The organism is Mangrovibacter plantisponsor (genome assembly GCF_003182475.1).
GTDB classification, from domain to species: Bacteria; Pseudomonadota; Gammaproteobacteria; order Enterobacterales; family Enterobacteriaceae; genus Mangrovibacter; species Mangrovibacter plantisponsor.
The window spans coordinates 1-23250 of the sequence record NZ_QGTS01000021.1 but is presented as its reverse complement, the minus strand read 5'-3'; the positions used below and the strand labels follow the sequence as shown (position 1 = coordinate 23250).

Annotated in this window: 24 protein-coding genes and 1 pseudogene; 15 read left to right on the top strand and 10 right to left on the bottom strand. The window is 51.0% G+C overall.

Translation table 11 applies throughout. The features are described 5' to 3' along the window. Positions 1 to 46: 46 nt before the first annotated feature. Complete coding sequence (locus DES37_RS23145; RefSeq protein ID WP_110028027.1) at positions 47 to 835, top strand: GntR family transcriptional regulator; 789 nt, start codon at positions 47 to 49, stop codon at positions 833 to 835. Here the strand turns inward: DES37_RS23145 and DES37_RS23140 are convergent. Next, the gene (locus tag DES37_RS23140) at positions 815 to 1345 is read right to left on the bottom strand and encodes a DedA family protein (protein ID WP_110028026.1); all 531 of its coding nucleotides are present in this window, start codon (positions 1343 to 1345) and stop codon (positions 815 to 817) included. The genes DES37_RS23145 and DES37_RS23140 overlap by 21 nt on opposite strands. A 199-nt stretch (positions 1346 to 1544) precedes the next feature. Here DES37_RS23140 and DES37_RS23135 point away from each other — a divergent pair, with 199 nt between their 5' ends. Beyond that, positions 1545 to 2309, top strand: coding sequence for a hypothetical protein (locus DES37_RS23135; RefSeq protein WP_036110255.1), 765 nt, complete (start codon positions 1545 to 1547; stop codon positions 2307 to 2309). On the opposite strand, the gene DES37_RS23130 is transcribed toward DES37_RS23135, so the two are convergent. Both DES37_RS23130 and olsF read right to left on the bottom strand, forming a co-directional pair. After that, positions 2267 to 3364, bottom strand: coding sequence for an ABC transporter substrate-binding protein (locus DES37_RS23130; protein WP_110028025.1), 1098 nt, complete (start codon positions 3362 to 3364; stop codon positions 2267 to 2269). The two genes, DES37_RS23135 and DES37_RS23130, sit on opposite strands and share 43 nt — an antisense overlap. A 102-nt stretch (positions 3365 to 3466) precedes the next feature. Then, positions 3467 to 5176, bottom strand: a complete 1710-nt coding sequence (gene olsF, locus DES37_RS23125; RefSeq protein WP_110028063.1) for a bifunctional ornithine lipid synthase OlsF — start codon at positions 5174 to 5176, stop codon at positions 3467 to 3469. Positions 5177 to 5341: 165 nt separating this feature from the next. On the opposite strand from olsF, the gene DES37_RS23120 reads away from it, so the two are divergent. The 3 genes from DES37_RS23120 to DES37_RS23110 all read left to right on the top strand — a co-directional run bounded on the left by DES37_RS23120 (position 5342) and on the right by DES37_RS23110 (position 7768). After that, positions 5342 to 5851: a DUF2946 domain-containing protein gene (locus tag DES37_RS23120; RefSeq protein ID WP_146211549.1), complete on the top strand. Its 510-nt coding sequence runs from the start codon at positions 5342 to 5344 to the stop codon at positions 5849 to 5851. A gap of 75 nt (positions 5852 to 5926) precedes the next feature. Continuing rightward, positions 5927 to 7294, top strand: a complete 1368-nt coding sequence (locus DES37_RS23115) for a PepSY-associated TM helix domain-containing protein (protein WP_110028023.1) — start codon at positions 5927 to 5929, stop codon at positions 7292 to 7294. A 174-nt stretch (positions 7295 to 7468) separates the two neighbouring features. Continuing rightward, positions 7469 to 7768, top strand: coding sequence for a hypothetical protein (locus DES37_RS23110; protein ID WP_110028022.1), 300 nt, complete (start codon positions 7469 to 7471; stop codon positions 7766 to 7768). A gap of 88 nt (positions 7769 to 7856) precedes the next feature. On the opposite strand, the gene hemB is transcribed toward DES37_RS23110, so the two are convergent. Both hemB and ampH read right to left on the bottom strand, forming a co-directional pair. Further along, complete coding sequence (hemB, locus tag DES37_RS23105) at positions 7857 to 8834, bottom strand: porphobilinogen synthase (protein ID WP_110028021.1); 978 nt, start codon at positions 8832 to 8834, stop codon at positions 7857 to 7859. A gap of 109 nt (positions 8835 to 8943) precedes the next feature. Beyond that, positions 8944 to 10101 (bottom strand): D-alanyl-D-alanine-carboxypeptidase/endopeptidase AmpH, encoded by a 1158-nt coding sequence (gene ampH / locus DES37_RS23100; RefSeq protein ID WP_110028020.1) that lies wholly within the window; start codon positions 10099 to 10101, stop codon positions 8944 to 8946. A gap of 187 nt (positions 10102 to 10288) precedes the next feature. Here ampH and DES37_RS23095 point away from each other — a divergent pair, with 187 nt between their 5' ends. After that, complete coding sequence (locus tag DES37_RS23095; protein ID WP_110028019.1) at positions 10289 to 10819, top strand: isochorismatase family protein; 531 nt, start codon at positions 10289 to 10291, stop codon at positions 10817 to 10819. 144 nt (positions 10820 to 10963) lie between these two features. After that, a complete protein-coding gene (sbmA, locus tag DES37_RS23090) occupies positions 10964 to 12181 on the top strand; it encodes a peptide antibiotic transporter SbmA (RefSeq protein ID WP_110028018.1) in 1218 nt (405 codons plus the stop codon). 45 nt (positions 12182 to 12226) lie between these two features. Here sbmA and DES37_RS23085 read toward each other — a convergent pair whose 3' ends face one another. Next, complete coding sequence (locus tag DES37_RS23085; RefSeq protein ID WP_110028062.1) at positions 12227 to 12523, bottom strand: DUF2755 family protein; 297 nt, start codon at positions 12521 to 12523, stop codon at positions 12227 to 12229. Between the two features lie 257 nt (positions 12524 to 12780). On the opposite strand from DES37_RS23085, the gene DES37_RS23080 reads away from it, so the two are divergent. Beyond that, positions 12781 to 12996: a DUF2754 family protein gene (locus tag DES37_RS23080; protein ID WP_110028017.1), complete on the top strand. Its 216-nt coding sequence runs from the start codon at positions 12781 to 12783 to the stop codon at positions 12994 to 12996. Positions 12997 to 13001: 5 nt separating this feature from the next. Here the strand turns inward: DES37_RS23080 and ddlA are convergent, their stop codons facing one another. Continuing rightward, positions 13002 to 14102, bottom strand: a complete 1101-nt coding sequence (ddlA, locus tag DES37_RS23075; RefSeq protein ID WP_110028016.1) for a D-alanine--D-alanine ligase — start codon at positions 14100 to 14102, stop codon at positions 13002 to 13004. 328 nt (positions 14103 to 14430) lie between these two features. On the opposite strand from ddlA, the gene DES37_RS23070 reads away from it, so the two are divergent. The 3 genes from DES37_RS23070 (at position 14431) to phoA (ending at position 17680) form a co-directional block, all read left to right on the top strand. Continuing rightward, complete coding sequence (locus DES37_RS23070; protein WP_036110231.1) at positions 14431 to 15645, top strand: multidrug efflux MFS transporter; 1215 nt, start codon at positions 14431 to 14433, stop codon at positions 15643 to 15645. A gap of 210 nt (positions 15646 to 15855) precedes the next feature. Next, positions 15856 to 16107 (top strand): anti-adapter protein IraP, encoded by a 252-nt coding sequence (iraP, locus tag DES37_RS23065; RefSeq protein WP_110028015.1) that lies wholly within the window; start codon positions 15856 to 15858, stop codon positions 16105 to 16107. Positions 16108 to 16270: 163 nt separating this feature from the next. Next, the gene (gene phoA / locus DES37_RS23060; RefSeq protein WP_110028014.1) at positions 16271 to 17680 is read left to right on the top strand and encodes an alkaline phosphatase; all 1410 of its coding nucleotides are present in this window, start codon (positions 16271 to 16273) and stop codon (positions 17678 to 17680) included. 81 nt (positions 17681 to 17761) lie between these two features. On the opposite strand, the gene proC is transcribed toward phoA, so the two are convergent. Together proC and DES37_RS23050 are read right to left on the bottom strand one after the other, a co-directional pair. Next, on the bottom strand, positions 17762 to 18571 hold the full coding sequence (gene proC, locus DES37_RS23055) for a pyrroline-5-carboxylate reductase (protein ID WP_110028013.1): 810 nt from the start codon (positions 18569 to 18571) through the stop codon (positions 17762 to 17764). A 104-nt stretch (positions 18572 to 18675) separates the two neighbouring features. Next, on the bottom strand, positions 18676 to 19428 hold the full coding sequence (locus DES37_RS23050) for a DUF2076 domain-containing protein (protein ID WP_110028012.1): 753 nt from the start codon (positions 19426 to 19428) through the stop codon (positions 18676 to 18678). A gap of 334 nt (positions 19429 to 19762) precedes the next feature. Between DES37_RS23050 and aroL the strand changes: the two genes are divergently transcribed. The 3 genes from aroL to ppnP all read left to right on the top strand — a co-directional run bounded on the left by aroL (position 19763) and on the right by ppnP (position 21702). Beyond that, positions 19763 to 20299, top strand: a complete 537-nt coding sequence (aroL, locus tag DES37_RS23045; protein ID WP_110028061.1) for a shikimate kinase AroL — start codon at positions 19763 to 19765, stop codon at positions 20297 to 20299. Positions 20300 to 20660: 361 nt separating this feature from the next. Then, the gene (locus tag DES37_RS23035) at positions 20661 to 21344 is read left to right on the top strand and encodes an AroM family protein (protein ID WP_036110817.1); all 684 of its coding nucleotides are present in this window, start codon (positions 20661 to 20663) and stop codon (positions 21342 to 21344) included. Between the two features lie 73 nt (positions 21345 to 21417). Further along, the gene (gene ppnP / locus DES37_RS23030) at positions 21418 to 21702 is read left to right on the top strand and encodes a pyrimidine/purine nucleoside phosphorylase (protein ID WP_036110215.1); all 285 of its coding nucleotides are present in this window, start codon (positions 21418 to 21420) and stop codon (positions 21700 to 21702) included. Between the two features lie 388 nt (positions 21703 to 22090). On the opposite strand, the gene DES37_RS23025 is transcribed toward ppnP, so the two are convergent. Continuing rightward, on the bottom strand, positions 22091 to 22399 hold the full coding sequence (locus DES37_RS23025; RefSeq protein WP_110028010.1) for a hypothetical protein: 309 nt from the start codon (positions 22397 to 22399) through the stop codon (positions 22091 to 22093). A gap of 33 nt (positions 22400 to 22432) precedes the next feature. Here DES37_RS23025 and DES37_RS23020 point away from each other — a divergent pair. Further along, positions 22433 to 23250 (top strand): annotated as a pseudogene (locus DES37_RS23020) (hypothetical protein); the annotation flags it as partial.

Sequence of the window (23250 nt, the reverse complement as noted above, 5' to 3'; positions counted from 1 at the left end):
GATAAAACTAAACCGGTGGCGGTCTGAATAACGGGTAATTTATACCATGAGTGATTTGGCAAGTGGGAAGCGTCGGCCACGCAAAGCCTATATTGAGGCGAAAAAAACATTGCTGTCATACCTGAATACCCCAGAATTTACCAATGGGGATCAAATTCCTCCTGAGCGTGAATTGGTGGCGTTATTAGGTGTTAGCCGAATGACACTACGCAAGATCCTGGCTGAGCTGGTTGAGGGGGGGATTCTTGAGCGCAGAGGTAATCAGGGTACATGGCTGCGCCAGGCTACAATTGCCCGGCCACTTACTACACCTGTAGAGCAAGGTATTGGGCAGATAACCGAAATGAATGGAGCGAAAGCCGGGAGCCAGCTCCTGTATTTCCAGCATGCTCCGGCCAGTACACGTATTGCGCGGTGGTTACAAATTCAGCCTGGTGACCCTGTTGTGGTTATCAAGCGTTTACGGCTCGCGGATGATGAGCCATTTTGCCTTGAAACTAGCTATTTACCAGGGAACAGAGTGCCAGGAATGACAGGGCATATGCTCGAACAACAAGGTTCGTTGTACAAATTATTGGCTGAGTTTTATCACCTGCATGCGGCATCAGACAATGGCTCAGTGCAGGTTGGCCGCATGAATGAAGAGGAACATACGTTGCTGCAGGTTCCACCGGACAGCCCGTCACTGGTGTATCGGGGCACCATTAGCGATGGGTTGGGCATTCCACTGGAATACCTGGTGTCAGTTAACCACCCGGAACGGGTCGTGTTTAATGTGCAAAACCGGGGAATAGTGGTGGCACCGCAATCGCCGTTAATCGAGCCAGGCCATTAACCAGGGCATGGCAAAAGCACCGGGGGCCAGCATGGCAAATGCCCACACGCAGGCCGATGCCAGGTTTGCCACCTGGAATGGCAGGCGTGGCATGGCGCAAATACCTCCTACCAGCGGCACAATGGCGCGTAATGGCCCAAAAAAGCGGCCAAAGAAAATACTCAATGTGCCCCAGCGTTCGAAGAAAGCGTGGCCGCGCGCCAGTAACCATGGCTTGCGTGAAAGTGGCCACCACTTTGTTACCCTGTCTTTAAAGTGATACCCCAGCCAGTATGAAACGCTGTCGCCCAGCCATGCTCCCGCACTGGCCGCTGCCCATAACCACCAGAATGGCACCACGCTGTCTGCCAGCAAGGCTCCCAGTGCCAGCAAAATAACGGTGGCAGGGAGTAGCAGGGAAAGGAACGCCAGTGATTCGCCAAACGCCAGTAAGAAGACAATGGGGGCAGCCCAATAGTGATGCTGGTTAATCAGTTCGCTTACCCAACGGGTTATTTCCTGAATGGACATGCCGTATCTCTCCCTGTGATTATTTCAGCTTAACAGCATAGTGGCTGTAACAAAAACCATGGCTAAACAAGGCAAGGCCCGTGCTGATTTCTGCCGTCGCATTTTTCGATAAGTCCTTGTGCTGGATCAGAGATATATCGTCGCTTTAAGCGAAATCAACAGGTATTATTCGGAAAAAACGATTACAGGAATGTATTAAATGGACAGACAATCGTTTGCTGAACTTTTTATTGGCATGCAATCTCTTGTGCGGCCTTTATTGATTAATGTGATATTGAATGATGGCGATACCCACTTAATTAATCAGTTGCCTGTATTTGGTGGGCAGCCATGCTGGCAGCGTATAACCAGCCTGACACCGAAAAATTCACAGCAGGCTTTTCTGACCCTGGTTTTCCCGGGGGTGGAGCTTCCACTGGAAACTCTGGCACAGTGCGATGGCCTGGTGGTGTTGTTGTTACCTGCGGGGGCAGGTGCGCCGGCTAATTTACCCAAAGGCGTTATTGTCTGGCCGGTACAAGGGCCGTTGATGCGTGGGTTGCAGGCGAGGTTAATGACATTACTGGTGCCATTGTTACAACCGGGCCTGGTCATGACGGAATGCGAAGATGTTTCGCAAATTCTTAAAGCGGGCCGGACACTCCAGCACTGCATCGTGCGTAATTACCAACCGGAAACCCTGGCAAAAAATATCACCGCGCGCCTGCCGCTGGCTGAACAAAACAGTTTACTGGTGGTGCTGTTATCACCTTTTGCCCGTGGGTTGATTACCAGCTATGAAGAAGCAATGGAGCAAATAGCGGTGCAAATGCGGCCCCAGGCAAGGTTGCTTGGGGGTATCTGGCAATGTGCAATAGAAGAGCCCATTGCGCGGGTGATTGGGTTATCCGGGTTTCCGTCAGATACTTTGACCGCCCGGCATTATTTGGCAACTGGCAGCCTGACCCAGAATGTGCCGCTGTAAGGAATGGGCAGGAAACGCTGGTAAAGTGTTTTCAGTGTTTGTTCCGGGTTAATGTCGGCAAATTGTTGTGGGTAGAAGGTTTTTGCAAAGAATTCGACTGCCGCAACATGGTACGGGCTGAGGTAGAAATTATGCCACAGCCCCCACGCGTTCCCCTGGCGTACCGCATTGAGGTAGCTCAGAGGTTGTTGAGCGGCTATCGCGCGTTTCATGCTGTCTTCTGCCTGTTGCTGGCTAACCTGCGGGCCGAGTTGCAATGTGCGCCCACTGTTGCTCATTCCTGTGCCAATGTAGACCTCAGGCTGGCTGGCGAGTAATTGTTCTGATGACAGATTACCAAAAACGCCTTTAAGCAATGGTTTGGCAATATTGTCCCCGCCAGCGAAATCCAGTAATTGCCCCAAATTGCCATGAGCAACAGTGGTACAGCAAGTATCACGCCTGCCGAGGTGAAGGTGTAAAAACACCGTGGGTTTAGAGCCATTAATTGTGGCCAGCCGTTTTTCCACCAGAGCCATGTGTTGTTGGTAGAAATCAATAAAACTCTGTGCCCGTTGTTGCTGGTTTAATACCTCGCCCAGCAGGTGAATGCTGGGTACGGTGTTATGCAGAAGATCTACCCGCAGATCGATTTTAATCACCGGTATGTGAGCCTGCGCCAGCAATTCAATGAACTGGTTTTCTGAATGACTGCCCTTTGCCAGTTGCGGCAGGATAACCAAGTCTGGTTTGAGGCGAATAACCTGCTCAATATTACTTTGATCCAGAAAGCCATCACCCAGTTGGGTTACCGAGGCCAGTTGCGGAAAGGCTTTTAACCATACCGACCAGGTTTGCGGGTCGTACTTCGCCATATCACCAGGCCAGCCAACAATCTTACCTGCAGGGTAACCGGGTTCCAGTAGGCCAAGGGTATACAGCATACGGCTTTCACCCAGCACAATGCGTTGTGGGTTGTCCGGAATAGTGACCTGGCGGCCAGTAATATCAGTGACGGTTTTGGCACAAACCAGTGTGCTGAATAGCAGGCATAAAGCAACAAGCAGGGTACGCATACGGCGGGTAGCCTGAAACGGAGAAAAGGGAGTAAATGATAATTATAATCAGTTATTTTTGCAATATTGAGCCATCCCGCCAGGCTGACGGGATGGCTGCTATCAGGCTTCTTGTGATAAATGGGTGCCGATATAGCGCTGGTACTTGCTGCTCTTCAGGTAAGTGAGATCAACCAGAACCAGGCCATCAATGCAGTCGTTGAAGTCCGGGTCGCTGCCGAAATCAATAAACTGCACCCCTCCGGGTTCACACAGTTCTGAATATTGCTTGTAAAGTGGCGGGATACCGCACCCCATGTTATTCAGGCGTTGCTTCAGGTGCGCCAGGTCTTGCTGGTAATCTGTGCCCGTAAACTCACCCAATACTTCCGGGAGTGAAGAAGGCCAGGGGCGGCGCGACACGCCCAAAGGGCAGGCAGGGGCAAACCACAAGCGGTAAAAAGCCACCAACAAGTGGCGGGCTGCCAGCGGCATACCACCCGAAATAGACACGGGCCCAAACAAATAACGGTAGTCCGGGTTACGTGCCAGCCAGGCGCCGATGCCATACCACAGGTAATCCAGCCCGCGTCGCCCCCAATAGCGGGGTTGAATAAAGCTACGACCCAGCTCAATTCCTTGTGCCAGAATGGGTTCCATTTCCTGCTGGTAGTCGAACAGGCTGTGGCTGTATAAACCAGTGTAACCCCGTTGTTTCAGTGCATCTTTGCCTGGCATAAAGCGGTAGGCACCAACAATTTCCAGTGCGTCGTCATCCCATAACACCAGGTGCCAGTAGTCGTCATCCCAGGCGTCAACGTCACGGCGCTTCCCGGTACCTTCGCCCACAGCCCGAAAGGCGATTTCGCGTAACCTTCCCAGCTCACGCAAAATGGGGGTTTCCTCTGCGCCATTGCGCCGCCAGAGGTAAATGCGTTTCCCGTCGGGAGCACTTCCCAGGCATTCAGTCTGGCTAAGGGCCTGGCGCAGGGTTTGCCTGTCTTCCGCCGGGGCAATACCTTTTTCAGTACGGAAATACCCGGTGTCGCGTTTTCCAAGTTCATGGACATGCTCGCGAAACCGTGCTGCCAGCTTACGGGATGGCTGGTTAGCTTGCCAGCCAGACCAGGGAATGCGTTCGCCAACTCTGACTGGTAACCTGCTACCGCGCAGGCGGAACATTTCGCGAATCAGCAACAGGAGCGATAACCCCGGTGAAATCAGGGATGTGAGATAAAACAGGGCGCTATTACGTGCCTGAATTTGTACTGGCAGAATCGGTGCCTGGTAACGCCTGGCGAGCTTGATAAACCCGGCAGACCAGGGCCGGTCACTGATTCCTTCTGGCCGCCAGCGGGCCACTTCCCCGGCAGGGAAAAAGATTAATACGCCCCCTGCGGCAAGGTGATTATCCATTTCTGTCACTGCCGATTTGCGTACCTGGTTGTTCATGTTGTCTACGGCGATAAACAACGAAGAAAGCGGTTCAAGCTGGCTAAGAATGCGGTTTGCCACTACTTTGATATCGCGGCGAACGCGCGAAATGGCATACAACAGCAACAAACCATCGGCGGTGCCGGTGGGGTGGTTGGCAACTACAACTAATGGCCCGTGGGCGGGAATTTGTTCCAGATCCCTTGCCGGGATATCACACTGTATTTGCAAGTGCTCCAGCACTTGCTCCACCATATCCAGCCCCTTGAGGTGACGGTAATCTTGCGCAAACTGCTGGAAATCCTGTTCGTGAAGTAAGCGTTTGAGCATACGCACGGCGCGTTCGCCGGGCTTGTGGTGGGGATATAACTCATCCAGTACGTTGTCGATACTAAACACGGTCATTCCTCCTCTATTTTGAGGCTGACCTTAAAGCGGCAACATGACAGGTGCATGTCAGCGGGGTGACGTTCTTGTGGCGTGCTGCTGACTGCCATTTTTGTGCAACAAAACAATTTCTGTTCATGTACAATTGCGCAACATTTTGTTCTGGCAGGCCGTGTTTTGTTGCATTATTTCCACGCCAGAGTGGGCCGGGTGGGTATTTTTCTGGCACTGCTCGCTATCTTTATGCTGTTTGTTGCGCCCGTTGTGTCAAAAACACTGGTGCGACAAGGGTTAATGACGCCTGAAATGGGCGACATGCTAATGCCCGGCATGGCGATGATGCAGCATGAACCACAGATGATGCAGCATGAGCCAGCAATGGCTCATGAACAGGCCGGAGAACAGCACGGGATGCACCACGCATCATCCGGGGAAAACACCGCTTATCATGAGGTTGTGCACAACAGCACAACCACACTGCAAGTGAACTGGATGGATGATGCGGCTTGTGGCTATTGCCAGTTATTACTGCATATGCCGCTTATCTTCTGGGTTGCCGCATTATTATTGTGGTGCCTGATTACATTGCGGCGCATGCCTGCCGTTGTGCTGGTGTGTGTACCGGCATTCCGCGGGTGGTTTCGTCCATTCCTGGCCAGGGCTCCGCCTGTTTTGGTTATCCACTAACACTTATTTTGCTGTGCGGCTTTCTTGATAGCTGCACCGCTGTGTCATTTCTGGATAACTGATTACAGGTAAGCCATGACTTCTGAAATATTACCGGCTGGTGGCCGGGGCGCTGTTGTGCAGTTGCTGCGCCGGTTGCATTTTTATATTGGTCTGTTTGTCGGGCCGTTTATTTTCCTTGCCGCACTTACCGGGACGGCCTATGTCCTGACTCCGCAACTGGAAAATGCCTGGTACGCCAGCACGTTGTTTGTTACGCCACAAGGTGAAGCTCAGCCATTATCCCGCCAGGTGGAAGCTGCCAGGCATTATGCAGGGCCTGCTGAACCCTTTTATGCTGTGCGCCCGGCACCCGGTCCGCAAGATACCACCCGGGTACAGTTTGCTGATCCGGAACTGGGTGCTTCACGTTCCCGTGCCGTGTTTATTAACCCGTATACCCTGGCGGTAACCGGTGATATGCCGGTTTACGGAACCAGTGGGATTTTACCGTTACGCACCTGGATTGATGAATTTCACCGTAGCCTGCAACTGGGGGTTTTTGGCCGTAATTACAGCGAACTGGCGGCTTCCTGGATGTGGGTGGCGGCAGTGGGTGGCATGCTGCTGTGGTGGCAAACCCGGGTAAAAAAACGGCTCAATGGGCCAGTGCGTGGTGCCAAAGCGCGCACCCGCCACTGGCATATTGTGCTGGGGTTAACCCTGCTGGTGGGGATGGTGTTTTTCTCTGCCACCGGGCTGACCTGGTCGCGCTGGGCCGGGGGCAATATTGATACGCTGCGTAGTGAGCTGGGCTGGATGACACCGCAAGTCAGTACATCCTTGACGGCAGATGGTACACCCACACCAATGGACCCGCATGCCATGCATCACATGCAGGGTGGTATGGTGATGGCCGGCCCCGTCCAGGACTGGGATAAGGTTCTGGCTGCAGCAAGGCAGGCGGGCATATCAGCAAATAAAATTGAAATTCGCCCGCCGAAAAAAATGGGCACGGCCTGGACAGTGACGGAAATTAACCGCGCATGGCCCACTCAGGTAGACGCCGTTTCCGTAAACCCGTCGAATTTCCAGATTGTTGATGCCGTGCATTTTGCCAATTTCCCGCTGGTGGCGAAACTCACTCGTTGGGGAATTGATGCTCATATGGGGATTCTGTTTGGCCTGGCTAACCAAATCCTGCTGGCAGTATTCGGCCTGGCGTTGTGCGTGTTAATTGCACTGGGCTACCGCCAATGGTGGTTACGCCGCCCGGCCCGAAGTGAACAGCCATTGAGCGCCGCCTGGACTGCGTTACCTGGTGGGCCACGTATTGCCGTAGCGGTGTGCGCAGCCGCACTTGGGTATTGCCTTCCGGTGATGGGCGTAAGTCTGGTGGCTTTTTTGGCGGTGGACGTGTTGCGCAGCTACCTGGCCCGCTCCCGGTTGGTATTGAGTGAGTGAGCCCGGTGGTGGTGGCTGGTGGTTGCGTGATCCTTACTGCAAATATTAACAACTCACTGCGTCAGGATGCGTAGCCACGCAAAGTTTTACGGAGTCGCGCTTGAAATGCCATCTGTTACCCGCACAATTTGGGCGGGTAACATTGCCCGGTGACACAAATGTAAGGATACATTTATGACGACGGTTTCATTGAAAATTGAGTCGGGTGCCACACAATCAACGCCACCAAAAGGTTTTCGTAGTTGGCTGGCGTTTTGGGAAGCTCAGCGCGGGAAACATGCAGCAGAGTGTGAAGCATTTGGTTGCGACCGCGAAGTAACCGAAGCAGGAAGAGTGATTAAAGTCGGCAAAGAAGATGGGGTGTATATTCTGCCGCTATGCGACCGCTGCAGTAGCCAGGCCAATACCCGGATTTTTAAAGCCTGGGATAAAGACCTGGTCATGCTGACTGCGGAGCCGGAAGCTGTTACTTAAGCGGCACAACACTACCGGCCCCGGTCTGTTACGGTGTGACACAAAGCAGGAAACCTGGCTTCCTGCTTTTTTTGTTGGCATGAGCCTGTTACAGGGTATTCTTCTCTGCCAGGTCCAGTGCGAAATAGCTGAGAATGATATCAGCGCCAGCACGCTTGATTGCCCCCAGGCTTTCCAGCACCACATTTTCTTCGTTAATTGCCCCGGCAATTGCTGCCAGCTTAATCATCGAGTATTCACCGCTCACCTGGTAGGCGGCCAGTGGCAGCGTGGTACGTTCGCGAATATCACGCACAATATCCAGATACGGGCCCGCGGGTTTAACCATCAGCGCATCTGCGCCTTCTGCTTCGTCCAGCAGTGATTCACGAATGGCTTCACGGCGGTTTAGCGGGTTCATTTGGTAGGTTTTACGGTCACCTTTGAGGGCTGTACCTGCCGCTTCACGGAACGGGCCGTAAAACGAAGAAGCAAACTTAGTGGAATAGGCCATGATGGCGGTTTCACTGAATCCGGCAGCGTCCAGCGCCTGGCGAATGGCTTTTACCTGGCCGTCCATTGCGGCAGAAGGGGCAATGAAGTCAGCACCTGCAGCAGCAGCAACCACAGCCTGTTTGCCGAGGTTTACCAGGGTTGCGTCGTTATCCACTCCATGGTCGCACAGCACGCCACAGTGGCCGTGGCTGGTGTATTCACAAAAGCAGGTATCAGACATCACTACCATTTCTGGTACGGTGGATTTGCAGATACGTGACATCCTGGCGACCAGGCCATTTTCATTCCAGGTATCGCTGCCTGTTGCATCGGTATGGTGAGAAATACCAAATGTCATTACACCGCGAATGCCTGCTTTGGCGATGCGCTCAATTTCATAAGCAAGGCGTTTTTCCGGGATACGCACCACGCCTGGCATTGCTTCTATCGGGGTGTAATCATCCAGGCCTTCTTCAACAAATATTGGCAGAATCAGATCATTGCGGGTCAGTGTGGTTTCTTCGAACATGGCCCGAACAGCAGGTGATTTGCGTAACCGACGTGGGCGGTTAGCCAGATTAAATTCAGACATAGTGCTTTCTGCTCTTCATCGTTGTTATCAGTGATGCCAGTATACCTGAATGGCAAATGGTTATTTTACGATTCGCGCCCACAACAACCGGGAGTGGGCGCGAATCGTGTCAGGATGACGGGATAACCAGCGGTTTATTATTGCTCAGCGCGGCAACCAAATCGTTCACGCCATCACTCATAGTGGTGAAGCGGGTTGACGCAGAGCGTGTCACCACAATAAACACACCAATATTGTCTTGTGGGTTCATCGCAATATAAGTAATAAAGCCACCGGCACCGCCGGTTTTTTGAATAATACCTGGCCGGCCATCTTTCGGTGCCATATAAACCCAGCCCAACCCCAGCGCATCGGCTTTACCGGGAACATCCATTCCCACCAGGCGGGTTAACTGCCCGCGTTGGTATATCAGAGTTTGCATCCGGTCTGCTTGTGCTGAGCGGTGGTAGACATCGGACGATAAAAATTGCTGCATCCAGCGCATCATATCTGCCGGTGTTGAATACACGCCTCCGCTACCAATTGCGGCAAGGGTGTTATTGCACGGGCTGGCACTTTTCTCGGCCACCATTAACCTTCTGCACTGGTCTGGTGAAGGCGTATAGGTGGTGTCTTTCATGCCGAGAGGGCGAGTAATGTACGTGTCAAACAGTGAAACCCAGGATTGCCCTGCCGCGCGGGACAGGGCATCAGCCAGCAGGTCAAACCCCAGGTTTGAATAGGCCGCTACGCTGCCTGGCGTGACTTTCAGGCTGGCATGTGACAACCAGTTCCAGCGCTGGGTATAAGTCGGCCAGACAAATACCGGGCGGTGCGCCGCTCCCCCTGGTTGTTCCCGCGGTAAACCACTGGTGTGAGTTGCCAGGTTTTCCAGCGTAATAGGAACGCCATTGTGGCCAGGCACAACATCACCGGCAGGGGCGAATTTTTGTAGCGGGTCATTGAGCTTTACCACACCTTGCTCTGCCAGTTTGACCAGCATTTCACTGGTCATCAGTTTGGACAGTGAAGCGATGCGAATCACTGAATCCAGTTGCGGGCGCACATTACTGCCAGGCCTTGTCTCACCGAAGCTGCGGAAAACCCGCTGGTTCCCGTCAATTACCACCATTGCCATGCCGGTTGCAGAGGTTCCGTAGTAAATCAGGTTGGCATAACGGTCAACAATATCAGCCGCAAGCAGCGGGTCGGGAGATGGGCTGGCTTTTACCACCAGTGGTTGTAATGACATCAATAATGCCGTCACGGCGAACAGACAACGTTTCAAGGCGAATCCTGTGTGTAAAACCACTCGATAAAATGGGTATTTATACTACTTCTGGCGTATGTGCAAAGTGATAAATGCAAATGATTGTCAACCGCCTGGTCTTCAGGTTATTCGCTCACTTTGTATGGCGCTGTGTTTGGCGTTTTGTGCTGTGGTAATATCTTTTTTTCTTCGGGGGTGAATGGCTATGGTACAGCGTCAGGCAGTAATGGTAGTCGATATGCAGTTGGGTGTGTTTGCGACGGAACGTGTCGCGCGTGACTTGTGTTGCCAGCGTATTAATCAACTGATTGATGCCGCTGAACAGGTTATTTTTATTCAACACGCGGAAGCAGACATGCAGCCAGGCACAGAGGCTTTTGAGGTACTTCCGGAGCTTCATCAACCAGCAAGTGCGTTACGTGTGACTAAAACAGCCTGTGATGCCTTCTGGCACACTTCTCTGGCTCAGGAACTGGAATCCGCTGGCATTACTGAGTTTGTAGTGTGTGGGTGCGCCACTGACTATTGTGTCGATGCGACAATAAAACGTGCTGCTGGCCTTGGCTACCGCGTAACAGTGGCGGAAGATGCGCATACCACGGCAAACCGCCCGGCGGCAAATGCAGAGGTACTGATTGCTCATCACAATGATGTCTGGCGTAATTTTACCGTGCCGGGTAACCCGGTGCTGGTTCAGCCTGTCGCCAGCATTCTGGCACAATGGGCCGGGGCGTGATTTTGTCAATCTGTTTCATGCTTTGAAACAAGTTTTGCAACGCCCTGGTAGCAGAAAGCGTTATGGTTAATGGAGACGGAAGTCCGGCCAGCGTCGCAGTATGCAACAACCCAATAACGAGAAGTTATTTTCAGGAGTTCTTTCATGTTCAAGTCTTTTTTCCCCAGACCGGCAGCCTTTTTCCTGTCGGCTTTTATCTGGGCGATGATAGCGGTGATTTTCTGGCAGGCGGGTGGGGAGAGTTGGCTGGAACATTTAGCCGGAGTTACGAATGATGTACCGATTAGCGCCGCACGCTTCTGGTCCGGGTGCTATCTGTTGTTTTACGCTTACTACTTGTTTTGTGTGGGTGCCTTTGCTCTCGTGTGGTTTAAAATCAGCCCGCATCGCTGGCAATACTGGTCTATCCTTGGTTCTGCTTTAATTGTCTTTGTTACCTGGTTTCTGGTGGAAGTCAGTGTGGCAATTAATGCCTGGTACCAGCCGTTTTACGATCTCATCCAGCGTGCGCTGGCAAAGCCCAATAGCGTGCCTATCTATCAGTTTTATAACGAGCTGGGCGTTTTTCTGGGGATCGCACTGATAGCGGTTGTGGTGGGGGTGCTGAATAATTTCTTTATCAGCCACTATGTGTTCCGCTGGCGTACCGCCATGAACGAACACTATATGGAGCACTGGCAGCGCCTGCGCCATATAGAAGGGGCTGCACAGCGTGTGCAGGAAGATACCATGCGCTTTGCTTCCACGTTGGAAGACATGGGTGTCAGCCTGATTAACGCCATCATGACCCTGATTGCTTTCCTGCCTGTGCTGGTGGCGTTGTCGCCCCATGTTCCTGAGTTACCCATCGTGGGGCAGATCCCCTATGGCCTGGTGATCGCGGCTATTGTCTGGTCTCTGTTTGGTACCGGTCTTTTGGCTCTGGTCGGGATAAAACTGCCCGGGCTTGAGTTTAAAAACCAGCGCGTTGAAGCGGCTTACCGAAAAGAACTGGTGTACGGTGAAGACGACAAAATGCGCGCAACGCCGCCTACGGTAAAAGAGCTGTATACCGGGGTGCGTAAAAACTATTTCCGCCTCTATTTCCACTATATGTACTTCAATATTGTGCGCATTCTGTATCTGCAGGTAGATACGGTATTTGGTATTTTCCTGCTGTTTCCGTCGATTGCTGCAGGCACCATCACACTGGGGCTGATGACGCAGATTACCAATGTGTTCGGGCAGGTTCGCGGGGCATTCCAGTATTTGATCAGCTCCTGGACAACCCTGGTAGAATTGATGTCAATTTATAAGCGTCTGCGTAGCTTTGAACGGGAGCTGGATAACATTCCGGAACCGGAAGAAGTGGAAGTGGCCTGATAACCTGGCTGGTTGCCGGGAGCGCAATACTCCCGGCAAAAAACATTACAGACGGCGTAGTTTAAACACCAGTGCCAGTACCGCCAGAATAAAACCGCCCGCCAGTACAGGCACTAACCCAAAAATAGTGCTGACCAGCATACTCATTTCAATAGCCGGCCCGTCTGTTTGGTTGTTCGTCTGTAGCAAGTGTTCAAAAATACCTTGCGAATGAGACAACATATTGAGTAAGTGTGAACCTACCCAGAAACAAAACAATACGAAAACTGCATAGGCAATATTCCCCGGCAGCGTTGCTTTGGGGCGAGCCCGGGGCAGGTTACGAATTGGCAGGTCTGTCATAGTGCACCCTCTTGCCGTAATTGTTACGCGCATGGCAAATATTGAGAAAGTACCAAGAGTGTTACAGCCCGATGTCATGGCGGACATCAGAATAGTGGTAATTTGGGTTACGGAATAATCCTGGTTTTTACAGACTGTAATAATTGTCATATTTCTGTGCCCAGGCAGAACGTTTCTGCGGCGCGACACACTACACAGACTGGCTGTGCAGAATATTGGATAATGGTTGTTTATTGGGTAAATGGAGCCTGTTGTGTATGACTCTGAGCACGAAACTTCGCCGTGACTGGCACTATTATGCGTTTGCTATTGGGCTGATTTTTATACTCAATGGTGTGATAGGGCTGGCTGGTTTCCCCACTGAAGGGTGGAAAAGTTATGCTGTGGGGCTGGTTACCTGGGTTATCAGTTTCTGGCTCGCGGGGAAAATTATTCGCCGCCACCCGCAGGCAGCGGCAGAAGAACAAGAGTAAAGCAATTAATGCGCAACGCTGCTTTTCAGTGCGTTATCTTGTTGGTGGCGTTCCAGTGCAAGCTCTATCAGGCGGGTGATCAACGCCTGGTAGCTTAACCCGCTGGCCTGCCACAATTTGGGGTACATGCTGATATTAGTAAAGCCAGGTAATGTATTGATTTCATTAATAATAACCTGGTTGCCTGGTGTCAGGAAAACATCCACGCGCGCCATGCCCAGGCAATCCAGAGCCTGGTAAGCTTTTACAGCAATGGCCCGGATATTATCACTGACTTCTTCAGTAAGCGCTGCCGGGACAACTACGTCGGCGCCCTGGTCGTCAATGTATTTGGTGTCGTAAGAGTAAAATGCACTTTTCACGACAATTTCACCGCATACGCTGGCCTGCGGGTCGCCATTCCCCAGTACAGCACACTCAATTTCTCGGCCGTTAATTCCTTGTTCAACCACAACTTTATGGTCGAACTCAAAAGCAAGGTCTGTGGCTGCGATAAACTCAGCTTCACTGGTCACTTTACTCACGCCAACAGAAGAACCCTGGTTGGCGGGTTTAACAAACATCGGTAAACCGAATTGCTGTTCCAGTGCCTGGAAATCATAGCGATGGCGATTGGTGCGGGTCAGTGTGACAAACGGCGCAATTTTCAACCCGGCATCACGCAAGAGGCGCTTGGTAACGTCTTTGTCCATGCACATGGCGGAACCCAGTACACTAGAACCGACAAACGGCAGGTTTGCCATGCGCAACATGCCCTGCAAGGAGCCATCTTCACCTAACGTGCCGTGGACTATCGGGAAAATTACGTCAATTTGGCCCAGCGAATGCGCGCTGCCTGAGTCTATCAGTTGGTTTTGGTCAACTCCCGGCACCAGCGCCACGTTTTTATCTGAACGGTTCAGGGCAATTAATGCCGGATTGTTTGCATTCAGGAGATAGCTGGATGCGTCGTTAATATGCCACTGGCCTTGTTTATCAATACCCAGAAGGACAACGTCGAATTTTGTTTTATCAATGGCGTCGACAATATTTTTTGCCGACTGAAGGGACACTTCATGCTCGGAAGATTTACCACCAAACACGATCCCCACACGTAACTTTGCCATGTCGCACATTCCTGAGGCTTATCAAAAACGACACCATATCACGCTGGCGAGGTGGATTCATGTGCTTCATGAACAGGAAGTGAAAAGGGGAGCAAAGTGCTGTTATTTTGTCCATTTTGCTATCCGGAAAAAGCGGGCAGGTTGTGCCGAATGAGATGCTGCACAGCCAGCATACTTGCATATCAGTTATCGTATTTGTACTACAAATCACGCTTGTTGCCCGATAAACTACCAAAATAATAATAATGGCATGTTATGTGAGAGCGGATGAAAAGTTCGCTGTTATGCTGGCGCTACTTCATCATCTTTATCTCGCAGTGTTTTCTGTATGGAATCCTGGAAAGTTAACCTTATTTCAGTCTGGTTTGGCTGTTTTTTTACCGGGCTGGCTATTAGCCAAATTTTACCTTTTTTGCCACTGTATATTTCCCAGTTGGGTGTGCATTCCCATGAAGCATTGTCGATGTGGTCCGGGTTTACTTTCAGTATTACTTTTCTGGTTTCCGCGATTGTAGCGCCCTGGTGGGGCAGCCTTGCCGACCGTAAAGGGCGTAAGCTGATGCTACTGCGTGCATCACTGGGTATGGCTGTCACTATTTTGCTACAGGCATACGCCACCAATGTCTGGCAACTCTTTATTCTGCGGGGCCTGATGGGGCTGACTTCGGGTTATATCCCTAACGCTCTGGCGCTGGTTGCCTCTCAGGCTCCCCGGGAACGCAGTGGCTGGGCGATTAGCACTTTATCTACCGCCCAGATAAGCGGTGTGATAGTTGGCCCATTAATGGGCGGGATCCTGGCGGATAACTTCGGTCTACGGCCGGTATTTTTACTTACCTCTGCTCTGTTGATGGTCAGCTTCTTAGTGACCCTGTTTTTAATTAAAGAGCGGGCACGGCCAGTACAAAGCAAGGCCGACCAGTTAAGTGGTAAAGCCGTATTCAAAGCACTGCCTTACCCTTTTTTGATAGTTAGTTTGTGTGTGACTACACTGGTAATTCAGCTGTGTAATGGTTCTATTGGGCCGATTCTTGCCCTGTTTATTAAGTATCTTGACCCTGGCAGTAATAATATTGCGTTTATGAGTGGGCTGATTGCCGCTATTCCGGGTATTCCTGCTTTACTCGCCGCGCCACGCCTTGGCCGCCTGGGCGACAGGATTGGCACCGATAAAATTTTAATGGGTGCGCTGATCTTTGCCGTGGTGCTGTTTTTCTCTATGAGCTTTGTCGCCACGCCGGTGCAACTGGCGGTGTTACGGTTTTTATTAGGCTTTGCCGATGGCGCTATGCTTCCGGCGGTACAAACCATGCTGGTGAAATATTCCACAGAGCAGGTAACCGGGCGTATATTTGGGTACAACCAGTCATTTATGTACCTGGGCAATGTTGTGGGGCCATTGATGGGGGCCAGTGTTTCAGCATTAATCGGTTTTCGCTGGGTGTTTGTGGTTACTGGTGTGGTTGTTGTGCTGAATATTTTGCAGTTTGCTTTGGTGTTGCGTAAGCGAAACCAGTTAGCTGCAGCCAGGCGTGAAAGCTAATCTTCCGGTGAAGTTGGTTTTTTGTGTTGTGAGTTTTGTTTATCTGATGGCGCTTTCAGTTTGAAGGCGCCTGAATAATCATTTATTACCATTTGGTTTTTCAGATTATCCTTGGGTAATGGTCGGGTCATCAAAAAATAGTGTTGTTATTCTTCTAACTGAACGCGCAATATAGCGAATTGTTTGCGTATTCCTTCAAGGAGTTGCAGCATGAAAAACTTAATTGCTGATTTGCTTATCACGCTGGCTGAGAAAGAAGACGCTACAAGAGAACTTGTAGCCCAGGTTGAAGCACTGGAAGTGGTTGTTACCGCCTTATTGAAAGGGATGGGGGAACAACAACGCCAGAGCCTTATTGGTAATATTGAGACAGCGCTTGACGATCTTCGTCCGGGGGACGATGTGCCCGACCCGAATATTGATCTGTTGAGCCAGAATATAAAAAAAATATTGCATTATTAAGTTGTTCTGGCGGTGATTAATCAATATACCTGCAGGTATTGCGGCGGCTGGAGCGAATAAAGCTGCGATGGTTTTTGCTATATACCTGTCATGGCACTGTCATAATGATTAACTATTGTCTCCTTGTATTGCAAAAGGTAAGTAATTTTACAAGGAGATACAAATGTTCAAACCAGCCTGTTGTATGGCGTTATTGCCATTACTCATCTCTGCAATTGTTTGCGCTGCAGAAAGCCCTGACCTGATGGACAGAGCTGCACAAGGTGATTTATCTGCACCTGGTGGAGCAAGGCGCATTACTCAGGATCAAACCCAGGCGTTACGCGACTCCCTCAGTGATAAACCAGCAAAAAATGTAATTTTGCTGATTGGCGATGGTATGGGCGATTCTGAAATTACAGCTGCACGTAATTATGCGATGGGGGCTGGTGGTTATTTCAAGGGCATTGACGCACTCCCGCTTACAGGCCAGTACACTCACTACTCACTCGATAAGCAAACCCATAAACCTGACTACGTTACGGATTCAGCGGCATCAGCTACAGCATGGAGTTCCGGGGTGAAAACCTTTAACGGTGCGCTGGGGGTAGATGTAAATAGCAAACCTCATCCGACTATTCTGGAACTGGCAAAAGCTGCCGGGCTGGCCACCGGTAATGTCTCCACAGCAGAAATTCAGGATGCCACCCCAGCGGCGCTGGTTGCTCATGTGACATCACGTAAGTGCTATGGCCCGACAGCAACACTGGAAAAATGCGCGGCGAATGCCCTGCAAAACGGTGGAGCGGGATCTATCAGTGAACAATTATTGAATGCCCGTGCCGATGTAACTTTAGGTGGTGGTGCCAAAACCTTCGCAGAAAACGCCGTTGCTGGCGACTGGGCCGGGATGTCGTTGCTTGAACAGGCCGAAAAACGAGGCTACCTGGTGGTAACGGATGCTAACGCACTTGAGGCTGTTCAGTCCGCTAATCAGGATAAGCCGGTGCTGGGGTTATTCTCTGAGGGCAATATGCCTGTACGCTGGAATGGCCCAAAAGCCTCGCACTATGGCAACCTGGAAAAACCACCTGTCACCTGTGAAGTGAACCCGGCGCGCACCGCGTCAGTGCCAACACTTGCTCAAATGACAGAGAAAGCCATTAACCTGCTCAGCCAGAATAAAAAAGGGTTCTTCTTGCAGGTAGAAGGGGCATCGATTGATAAGCAGGATCACGCGGCGAACCCATGTGGGCAAATTGGTGAAACTGTGGACCTGGATGAAGCAGTGCAAAAAGCGCTAGAGTTTGCGCGTGAGGATGGCAACACCCTGGTGATTGTAACCGCAGACCATGCGCACGCCAGCCAGATTATTCCGCCAAAGACCAAAGCACCGGGTCTGACTCAGGCACTGAATACCAAAGATGGCGCCATTATGGTGATGAGCTACGGTAATTCGGAAGAGGATTCCCAGGCGCATACGGGTACACAGTTGCGTGTGGCGGCTTACGGCCCTCATGCTGCTAACGTTGTGGGCCTGACAGACCAGACCGATTTATTCTGGACGATGAAAAACGCCTTAGGCCTTGAGTAACCACGCCCGGCAGCAAGCAAATAAATGGCGCGCATTTGTGTTTGCGCGCCAGTATTTAATACCCGGCAATCGCCTTTAAGTTCAGCTTTTACTGAGTGCTTTGGATTTTTCCATACACTGCTGCATAGCTTCAATAACTGCGGAACGGAACCCTTTTTCTTCAAGAGCTTTTACCGCTTCAATGGTGGTTCCACCTGGCGAACACACCATATCTTTCAGTGCTCCCGGGTGTTGCCCGGTTTCCAGAACCATTTTGGCTGACCCCATTACAGCCTGAGCTGCAAAACGGTATGCCTGGGCGCGCGGCATGCCACCCAGCACGGCGGCATCGGCCATGGCTTCAATAAACATGAACACATAAGCCGGAGATGATCCACTGACACCCACAACCGGGTGAATCATGGCTTCGCTGACAACTTCTGCTTCGCCAAAACTGCGGAATATCTCCAGAACGTCCTGCAGATCTTCTTCTGTGATAAGTGCGTTAGAAGTTACCGACGTCATGCCCATATTCACCAGCGAGGGGGTGTTCGGCATGGCCCGAATGATTTTGCGGTCGTGGCCTACGGCAGTTGCCAGTTGGTCTAAAGTGACACCGGCTGCGACAGAAACCAGCACTGCATCTTTATTCAGGCTGCTGTTTATGTTGCTGAGCGCCTGAAGAATGATGTTGGGTTTAACGGCTGCGAAAATTATATCAGCCTGTACAGCAACCTCTTCTGCACTTTCTGCGGCGTTAATTCCCCATTGTTGATGCAGTGCGGTGACTTTATCGGCTGATGGGGTATAGACCCAGATTTGGCTGGCCGCGACTTTGCCGCTGTTAATTAACCCGCCAAGAATCGCTTTCCCCATATTTCCGCAACCAATAAAGCCTATTTTTCTGTCCACGCGTCGCTCCCGTAAGTTTATGTTTCTTTGATGTTAACAAGCATAGATTACCCCGGTTTCACTGGGTATGAAACCGCAGGAAGGCAGGAAGATGAAGGCCGGGGTTAAACCCAGCTATCGTCATCGCTGTTAAACCCGTCGCCGAAACTACTGCCAAAATCAGTGTTGTTATCCAGAAAGGAATTATCGTTGCCCGTAAATGCATTGTCATCTCCCAGCCCCGGGTCGCCATAAAAGCGGTCTGAGGCATCGGTGAACCCCTGGGTGCCATCTGGCTGAAATGCTGTGTCGTTACCCTGGATACCGGGCATAAAGCCATTCAGGCCGGAATCGGGTTCGTTAATGATATTCACGATTTCTTCCGGGCGAGAAGAATGGAACAGGCCAGTAAGCATATTCCCCAGCACCATACCACCGGCAACACCCGCTGCGGTTTGCAGGGCGCCCGACAAGAAACCACCGCCACTACGCCCATTATATGCCGGGGCATAAGTGGGCTGCTGTGGCGGGTACCCCACAGGCGGTTGTGCTGCGGAGTAACCTGCCTGTGGCTGAGGTGTGGCCGTATGCCCGCCACCAAACAGCCCTGAAAGGAAACTGCCGCTTTTAGGCTGTGAAGCTGCGGTTTGCAACTGGCTGACCTGGTCTTGTAACTGTTGAATTTGGCTGTGCAGTTTGCGAATGGCAGCATCCTGAATGAGTAGCGTCTGCGCCATATAATAAGGGGCTTCGGGGTGTTTCGTGAGGTGCTGCTGGATTAATTGCATGGCCTGCTCATCACGGGGGGAGCCACTGTGTTCGGCTGTTTCAAGGCGCTGAAACAGCCCGTCTATCAGGTTTTTTTCTTCGGGTTGCATAATATGTATCTCCTGCAAGTGAAGTATTCAGTGTGCATTATTTCTGTGCAGTAAACAGGGGCTACAACGTAAAGCTTTTCAGAATATTGTTACCGTTTGCAGGCCATTGCTCTTGTGCTTCACCGGGTATTTCCAGTATGGTTACTGCCCGCTTCTGACATGAATTGTTTACAGCTAATTTTATTCAAGAATCCTTGTGCAGTAAGGAATTTCTTGTTTTAAAAACTTGGCTGTAATGAAAAATTTACATGTGTACAAGGCGTAATTAATGGTAAAGTGGCAGACCACTGATATCTGTCACTTGTTCGTTGTGAAAAAAGAGGAATGTAAATCCATGACGCAACCCATTTTTCTTGTTGGCCCCAGGGGAAGCGGAAAAACCACTATTGGTCAGGCGCTGGCTCAGGCGCTGGGGCTGCAGTTTATTGATACCGACCACTGGTTACTCTCAACGAGCGGAATGTCTGTGGCAGAAATTGTGGAGCAGGAAGGGTGGGATGGTTTCCGTCAGCGGGAAAGCCAGGCACTGAAGTCGGCAACCCAGCCAGGTGCTGTGGTCGCGACCGGGGGTGGTATTATACTGCGGGACGAAAACCGTGAGTTCATGCGTGAACAAGGGGTGGTTCTTTATTTGCGCGCTTCAGTGGATACGCTGACCCACCGCCTGGAAGCATTCCCCGATGAAGGCCAGCGCCCTACGCTAACAGGCAAAACGATTACCGATGAGATTTCTGAAGTCCTGGCAGCGCGTGAAGCGCTCTACCAGCAATCAGCTCACCACTTTATTGATGCTTCTTTGAGCCCTTCTGAAATAGTTGCCGATATTCTGCAACGTATCCCGGCTTCCGGTGCCAGCAAAGCGGCCAGCTAATTTTCCTTCATTCCCCGGCTCACGCCGGATTGTAGCTATACTGGTTATGTGTGGCGGAGATGTTAACACGAAGAATACGGTGGGTGAGAAATCTGTATTTTTTGCGGTTGGCATTGTGCCTGTACCAGTCAGCATTTCCCTTCACAGCGGTGTGTGGCCATGGTGTTTTATCTGCTGGTTTATCAGCATGCTGCACATGTTCCGATGCCGTGGTTTACGTTTGGTTACGATTGGTAAATATATCCGCAGGATTTTTTGCCAATTGCTGCCAGAATTAATGATCATTTTATGATCAATTTTTCCAATGCAGTGGTTAAAGACCATGTTAAATCAAGCTGTTATAGATCATGGTAAAAATGTGTTGCAGTCGACGATGGCGATACTGTGTATCGACACCATGCCAGTCGGTGAAATGCTGCCTTTGCTGTCTGAGCATATTTCTGAGCAACAAATTACTTACCTTACTCTGCTGGGTAACAAAACACGTGCCGAAGTGCTGGCGCAATACGGGGCCGATGACGACGCCAGCGAACCAACTATTTTGGCGTTACTGGCCGATTTTCAACGTGTTCGTTTATCGCGATACAAAATTGAACAGGCATTACACGCTATCCTTAAGGTTCTGGATAACCAGGGTTTTGAAGTGATCTTGCTGTTAAGCCATGTGCGTTTTCATGGCCTGCACACCGCAAATGCGATGTTGCTGGAACCTGAACGCCTGATCCCGCCTCTGGTTGCTTCTATTGTGGGTGGGCACCAGGTTGGTGTAATCCTGCCTCAACCGGAGTTTCAGGCAGGCCAGGAAGCAAAATGGGGGCGGTTATATATGTCGCCAGTGTATGGGCTGGCAAACCCATTAACCCAGGATGATGACGCTTTAGTTGCTACCGGGCGTAAAATGTTGGACCAGGGTGCAGATGTTTTAGTGCTGGATAGTCCTTGTTATCACACAAAGCACCGAGATTTATTGCAAAAGGCACTTGATGTACCAGTATTATTGTCTAATTCGCTGGTGGCGAGGCTTGCCAGTGAAATCATGAACTGACTTGTGAATTTGAGTGACGGCCTGCAATTTGCTGTTTATAGTGTTTTTTTGTCAGTTCATAAGGGTTCAGTAAATGCTTCAGTCGAATGAATATTTTGACGGTAATGTGAAATCCATTGGTTTTGTTAGCGAAAGTGCCGGCCGGGCCAGTGTTGGGGTGATGGAACCCGGAGAATACACTTTTGGTACCGGGCAGGCGGAAGAAATGACCGTTGTTTCCGGGGCGTTAACGGTACAACTGCCAGGTGAAAGTGAATGGAACACTTTTGGCCCGGGTACACAGTTTAATGTTCCTGCTAACAGCGAATTCCACCTGAAAGTGGCTGAAGCAACTGCATATTTGTGCCGCTACTTATAAGTAGTTAGCAGTGAAAGGCAGGGAAAGCACATTTTATGGTGCTTTAACCTGGTCTAAGCCCCACTTTGTAAGTGGGGTTTTGTTTTCCTTGTGGCAGGGTAACAGCCACAAATGCTGTATCTTCCCTTTCCCACACGTCTTTCGGTATGTTTTTTCCCGTAAGAGGCATTACTTGCAACCGTGATACCGTTAGTCTTTCGAAGTGAACCTTTCCTGTACACATCACTTACCCCGCCAATGGGTGCAGTTAATAACTGTTTAAACTACGGCAACCATAATAGTTGGTTGAAGTAAGGAATATCTGAGTGATTATTCTGGTTAATTCGATGGGTTAAATATCAGCTAAACAAACGTAATTATTAATATGTTTGTGTCCTGGGGGTTACCCTTATATTTCCGTTGTCTGTGATTTTAATTTCAGTAATAGATTTTGTTTATTTATTTGATTTAAAAGATATTTATTGTTATTAATCCATTGCAGCGATCGGCAATAGCGATCAGTTTTCTTATATTGATCGTTGTACCTATCAATGCCTGCTTTTGTGCTGAACAAACCAATTATCTTTTCCTGCCTGCTGTTCTTATAACTGCGCCTGGCAAAACCGGTGCGGTTTTTTTGCCCCGGTTGCTTAATTTCTTTTGTTTTTTGGCCGCCTTTAATGACCAGAGGCCGGAGCGTTTTCCCCGGAAACGGCACCTGGCCGGTGGCCCCACAAATAAGGACAGTTTGATGAAAAACAAAACCGCAGCACTCAGCGCGCTCTCAGTGTGTATTTCCCTGGCACTGAACGGCCAGGCTTTTGCACAAACCCCGCCTCCGGCAGCCATTGCCCCCGCAGAAAACCTGGAATGCCCGGTAGACCTGAGCCTGCTCAGCGGTGAAGAGCAGGCGGCACTGGCAGAGCAGTGCCAGGCAACGGAACAGCCGCCAGAAGAAACCCAGGCAGCCCAGGCCAGTGAACTGCCTGGCTGGATGACCGACCAGACCACCCTGCTGGCCGGGGGAGGCGCTGCCGCACTGGCCGCCACCATTGCCATTGCGGCCGGTGGCAGCAGCGGGGGCGGCGGCAGTGGCGGCGACCGTAACGAAGGCGGCGATAACGGAGGCAACGGTGGTGGCGGCAATGGCTACGAAGGGTGGAAAATTGGCAACAGGCTGGAAGGCGACAACCGGGAAAATATCCTGGCAGACAACACCTATGCCGGGAAAGGGGAAATTGGCAACCTGGTGACTGGCAATAACACCAACAACACGCTGCAGGGCAACACAAACGTTACCGAAGGCGGCAAGGGCACGGTGGTGGATGGCAACAACACCACCACCACAAATGAAGGCGAGATAACAGTCAGCGGTGAAGGCTCGGTGGGGCTGGAGGTGAACGGTAACAATGCCACGGTCACCAACAATGGCAACAGCGACATAACCGGCGGCGGCACCGGGGTGAGTGTGAATGGCGACAACGCCAGTGTCAGCAACAGCGGGGACACCAGCGTCAGTGGTGAAGGCTCCACGGGCATTGCCATTACCGGGGATAACAGCAACGTACA

What these genes read in the sequence shown, in the direction of transcription:
- DES37_RS23050 (WP_110028012.1), bottom strand. Translation starts at nt 19,428, where the DNA reads ATGCAACCCGAAGAAAAAAACCTGATAGACGGGCTGTTTCAGCGCCTT.
- hemB (WP_110028021.1), bottom strand. Translation starts at nt 8,834, where the DNA reads ATGTCTGAATTTAATCTGGCTAACCGCCCACGTCGGTTACGCAAATCA.
- DES37_RS23140 (WP_110028026.1), bottom strand. Translation starts at nt 1,345, where the DNA reads ATGTCCATTCAGGAAATAACCCGTTGGGTAAGCGAACTGATTAACCAG.
- ddlA (WP_110028016.1), bottom strand. Translation starts at nt 14,102, where the DNA reads ATGGCAAAGTTACGTGTGGGGATCGTGTTTGGTGGTAAATCTTCCGAG.
- phoA (WP_110028014.1), top strand. Translation starts at nt 16,271, where the DNA reads ATGTTCAAACCAGCCTGTTGTATGGCGTTATTGCCATTACTCATCTCT.
- DES37_RS23085 (WP_110028062.1), bottom strand. Translation starts at nt 12,523, where the DNA reads ATGACAGACCTGCCAATTCGTAACCTGCCCCGGGCTCGCCCCAAAGCA.
- iraP (WP_110028015.1), top strand. Translation starts at nt 15,856, where the DNA reads ATGAAAAACTTAATTGCTGATTTGCTTATCACGCTGGCTGAGAAAGAA.
- ppnP (WP_036110215.1), top strand. Translation starts at nt 21,418, where the DNA reads ATGCTTCAGTCGAATGAATATTTTGACGGTAATGTGAAATCCATTGGT.
- DES37_RS23135 (WP_036110255.1), top strand. Translation starts at nt 1,545, where the DNA reads ATGGACAGACAATCGTTTGCTGAACTTTTTATTGGCATGCAATCTCTT.
- aroL (WP_110028061.1), top strand. Translation starts at nt 19,763, where the DNA reads ATGACGCAACCCATTTTTCTTGTTGGCCCCAGGGGAAGCGGAAAAACC.
- sbmA (WP_110028018.1), top strand. Translation starts at nt 10,964, where the DNA reads ATGTTCAAGTCTTTTTTCCCCAGACCGGCAGCCTTTTTCCTGTCGGCT.
- DES37_RS23070 (WP_036110231.1), top strand. Translation starts at nt 14,431, where the DNA reads ATGGAATCCTGGAAAGTTAACCTTATTTCAGTCTGGTTTGGCTGTTTT.
- DES37_RS23130 (WP_110028025.1), bottom strand. Translation starts at nt 3,364, where the DNA reads ATGCGTACCCTGCTTGTTGCTTTATGCCTGCTATTCAGCACACTGGTT.
- DES37_RS23145 (WP_110028027.1), top strand. Translation starts at nt 47, where the DNA reads ATGAGTGATTTGGCAAGTGGGAAGCGTCGGCCACGCAAAGCCTATATT.
- DES37_RS23110 (WP_110028022.1), top strand. Translation starts at nt 7,469, where the DNA reads ATGACGACGGTTTCATTGAAAATTGAGTCGGGTGCCACACAATCAACG.
- DES37_RS23080 (WP_110028017.1), top strand. Translation starts at nt 12,781, where the DNA reads ATGACTCTGAGCACGAAACTTCGCCGTGACTGGCACTATTATGCGTTT.
- DES37_RS23115 (WP_110028023.1), top strand. Translation starts at nt 5,927, where the DNA reads ATGACTTCTGAAATATTACCGGCTGGTGGCCGGGGCGCTGTTGTGCAG.
- DES37_RS23095 (WP_110028019.1), top strand. Translation starts at nt 10,289, where the DNA reads ATGGTACAGCGTCAGGCAGTAATGGTAGTCGATATGCAGTTGGGTGTG.